Here is a 3,547-nt window from a genome sequence, read left to right as displayed (position 1 = left end):
CCAGGATCCGGGGACAGGCCCCCATGGCTGTGATCGACCTGCCCGTCAAGGGCATGACCTGCCAAGCCTGTGAGGTGCGCATCAGCAAGGCGCTGCTCACCGTCCCGGGCGTCCTGCGCGTCAAGGTCTCCGTCCGTCGGGGCATCGCACGGGTCCACACCGACGCCCACATCCCCCGCAGCCGGCTCCACAAGGCAGTTCAACGAGCCGGCTACGAGCCCGGCCGGGACGAGAAGGAGTGGGTCACCGGGGACCGGGCCGTCTGGCGGGACGTCCTCGTCGCCGTCGGGGTCCTCGCCGGACTGGGCCTGGCTCTGCAAGCGAGCGGGCTCATCGACCTCGCAGGCCAGGTCGGGACCCTCGCGTCGTCCGGCAGCCTCGTGATGGTGGCCGTCCTGGGGATCGCGGCGGGGCTGTCCACCTGCATGGCACTGGTCGGTGGCCTGGTGCTCGCGGTGTCGGCGCGGCACGCCGAGCTCCATCCCGGGGCGTCGACCGGTCAGCGACTACGGCCCCACGTGGCCTTCAATGTCGGTCGCGTCGTCGGGTTCGGGCTGCTGGGCGCACTCGTCGGATTGGCCGGGTCCGCCTTCACGCTCAGCGGCCGCGCACTGGCGGTCATGATGGTCGTCGTCTCCCTGGTGATGGCGTCCGTCGGGCTGAAGCTCACCAGCCTCTCGCCCCGCCTGTCCCGCGGGGGGACGCTCACGCTGCCGCCGGCGCTCATGAGGGTCCTGCGCCTGGACCGTGCCGACGGCCGCTACAGCGACGGGCGCTCAGCACTTCTGGGCGCCGGAACGTTCCTGCTCCCGTGCGGCTTCACCCAATCAGTTCAGGTGTACGCGATGTCCACCGGCAGCCCGGCCCGCGCCGCTTTGATCATGAGCCTGTTCGCGTTGGGTACCCTGCCGGGTCTGCTCGGCATCGGTGGCCTCACAGCAGCCGTCCGGGGCGCGACCGCAACCCGATTCTTCCGCTTCGCCGGCGTCGCTGTCCTAGCGTTCGCCGGGATCAACCTCTCGGGCGCGGCCGCGGTCCTGGTCCCGGCTCTCATGGCAACACCGGCCGCCGCCGCGACCTCTGCGCAGGACGGCCTCTCGGCCAACGTCGAGCTGGAAGGTGACATCCAGGTGCTGAAGACGACCCAGGTGGGGACAGGGTATGAGCCGGCATCCGCGACCGTGTACGTCGGGACGGAGGTCCGCTGGGAGATCGACTCCGTGGCGGTCAGCTGCGCAGCGTCCCTCTACTCCCCCGACCTGGGGATCGAGCCCATGGTCCTGGAACCGGGTCTGAACGTCCTGACCTTCACACCGTCGCAGACGGGCACCCTTCGATATTCGTGCGGCATGGGCATGTACTGGGGCTCGATCACGGTCATCGACGACCCCGCGACGGCCGCCCCCTGAGGATCCCCGGCAGCTCATCGGCCGAGGGCAGCAACCACCTGTTCCAGCGTCGGCGTACCTCGCACCCCGTCCGGTGTCGGGTAGAGGCGGCATGTCAGCCCGACGGGGGAACCTGGCGCGGCAAACAGGTCCGTGCCGTCCACCAGCACCGACGGTGAGCCGTGGAAACCCCACCTGTCGGCCATCTCAGGGCTCTGCACCTCAACGAGCTGGACGTCACAGTCGTCATCGACCAGCGCGACCGCCTCGAGAAGGCGCTCATGCATGACGTGCCAGTTGGGACAGCCTTCGAAGTACAGAAGATGAATCCGCATGGCTCATTGTGCACCTCCGCGCCATAGCTCCGGCGTACAAAAATGAAGGGCCGTGCGAAGGGAAAGACGCCGCGGCGCAGCAAGACCGGTGCCTGCGATGTAGGGGCGATCAACGTTCGATGAAGATCGAACAGCGAGTCTCGTTTGTCGAGTCGAGACGCGTCAAATTCGTCGATGATCGCACCGCGGGCGTCCACTCTCGAGCGCCCGGGAACTGTCAGAGGAATGGGACCGATGCCCACCGCCGTTTACGCCAAGATCTTCGCCGCTGCGGCTACTCTCGCCCTCGGCGTCGCAGTGGCGGTCCCTGTGCAGGCGACGGAGTACGACGACAAACGTGCGCGTGCGGAGCAGGAGCAGCGCTCCGTCGGACTCACCCTGGAGGAGATCAACGAACTGCTCGAGGACACCGATGCTGCGCTCGTCGCCTCCTACGCCGAGCGGGAGGCAATCGCCGCGCAGCTGCCCTCGGTCGAGTCCGAACTCGCCGCAGCGGAGGCCACTCTGTCCGCACTGCGGTGGGAACTTGCTCTTCTGGAGCAACGCCTCCTGAGTTCGCAGGAAGCGGCTGACGCCATCGCGGGCCAGATCCGGAAGGACACGGAGCGGGCCGTGGCCGTTCAGTCAAGCATCGGCGAGGTGGCGCGAAAGGCTTACCAGGGGTCCCTCGCAGGCGCGTCGTTGTCTGTGTTGTTCGACGCTACGAGCTGGGAGGAGGCCGTCACTGCGTCAACCCTGGCCGACTCGGCGCTCAGGATCCAGACCCAGGCGCTGCGTGAACTCGAACAGGCCCGTGGCACCGCCCGCAACCAGGAAGCCCGGCTCGCCGCGGTCGAGGCCGAGATCGCCGACCTCACGGCGATGACCGGCGCCAAGGTCGCCGACGCGGATGCCGCCCGGGAGACGGTACAGGCACGTCAGGAGGAGCTCGTAGGCCTGCTGGCGGAGCAGGACCTCAAGACCGCCGCGATCGAGGCCGAACGGGGCAACCAGCTCGCGGCCAAGGCCCAGTACGAGGCACAGCAGGCGGACCTGGCCGCCGAACTGAAGTCGATCATCGAAGCCGAGCGCACGCAGGAGCAGCGCAGGGAGGCTGAACGCGAGCAGGAGCGACAGCGAGATGCTGAGCGGAGCAGGGCCGAGAGTGCACCCGGGCCCGGCGTGCCCCCTCCACCTGCTCCATCCGTGACCGGCGGCTCGATCGGCCCCGGCATCCTGGGCTCCCCCAGTCCCATGACTCCCCCGGTCATCACGTCGCCGTATGGCTACCGCATCCACCCCATCTACGGCTACCGAAAGCTCCATGCCGGCACGGACTTCCGAGCCTACTGCGGAACTCCGATCATCGCTGCGGCGTCCGGAACCGTGCAGTGGGCCAAACCCGTCGGGGGATTCGGCAACCAGGTCATGCTCAACCACGGATCACCCGGCGGGACCTCACTGATGACGAGCTACAACCACCTGTCGTCGTTCTCCGTCCGCACGAACGAGCAGGTCAAGCAGGGCCAGGTGATCGGGTACTCCGGGACGACCGGTACCTCGACCGCATGTCATTTGCACTTCGAGGCCTACGTCGACGGCGACCCCGTCAACCCGGAGACGCTGCTGTAGCGGCCGGTGCCAGGCCCCGCAGGGGGCAGGCTCTGGCGTCCGGCAAGTTCCAGCTCGCACCTGGGGGTCGTCCAGGCAGACGCGCACGTTCGGGGTGGGTTTCGGGGCTCACCGGAAGTCCGATGAGCTTGTTTCGGGCGATAGCCGCGTCGGTTCGGTGGTGTCGAACTCGAGCGGGTCGTCCTCGGTGTCAACGACGGCTGAAAATGGACC

The 3,547-nt window shown here is 68.1% G+C and carries 3 protein-coding genes; 2 read left to right on the top strand and 1 reads right to left on the bottom strand.

All coding sequences use genetic code 11. The annotated features are described in order from the left end of the window. Positions 1-1,409: urease accessory protein UreH domain-containing protein (locus N866_RS17400; protein WP_216699479.1), on the top strand; the 1,409-nt coding region annotated here is incomplete at its 5' end. 14 nt (positions 1,410-1,423) lie between these two features. On the opposite strand, the gene N866_RS17395 is transcribed toward N866_RS17400, so the two are convergent. Then, the gene (locus N866_RS17395; protein WP_034228930.1) at positions 1,424-1,723 is read right to left on the bottom strand and encodes a hypothetical protein; all 300 of its coding nucleotides are present in this window, start codon (positions 1,721-1,723) and stop codon (positions 1,424-1,426) included. A 234-nt stretch (positions 1,724-1,957) separates the two neighbouring features. Here N866_RS17395 and N866_RS17390 point away from each other — a divergent pair, with 234 nt between their 5' ends. Continuing rightward, a complete protein-coding gene (locus N866_RS17390) occupies positions 1,958-3,334 on the top strand; it encodes a M23 family metallopeptidase (RefSeq protein WP_034228929.1) in 1,377 nt (458 codons plus the stop codon). Positions 3,335-3,547: the final 213 nt, after the last annotated feature.

The organism is Actinotalea ferrariae CF5-4 (assembly GCF_000603945.1).
Classification (GTDB): domain Bacteria; phylum Actinomycetota; class Actinomycetes; order Actinomycetales; family Cellulomonadaceae; genus Actinotalea; species Actinotalea ferrariae.
Note: the sequence above shows the minus strand (reverse complement) of the source record. Positions and strands in the feature narration are given on the sequence as shown.

Excerpts from the sequence above, each read along its gene's own strand:
- N866_RS17390 (WP_034228929.1), top strand. The coding sequence starts at position 1,958 with ATGCCCACCGCCGTTTACGCCAAGATCTTCGCCGCTGCGGCTACTCTC.
- N866_RS17395 (WP_034228930.1), bottom strand. The coding sequence starts at position 1,723 with ATGCGGATTCATCTTCTGTACTTCGAAGGCTGTCCCAACTGGCACGTC.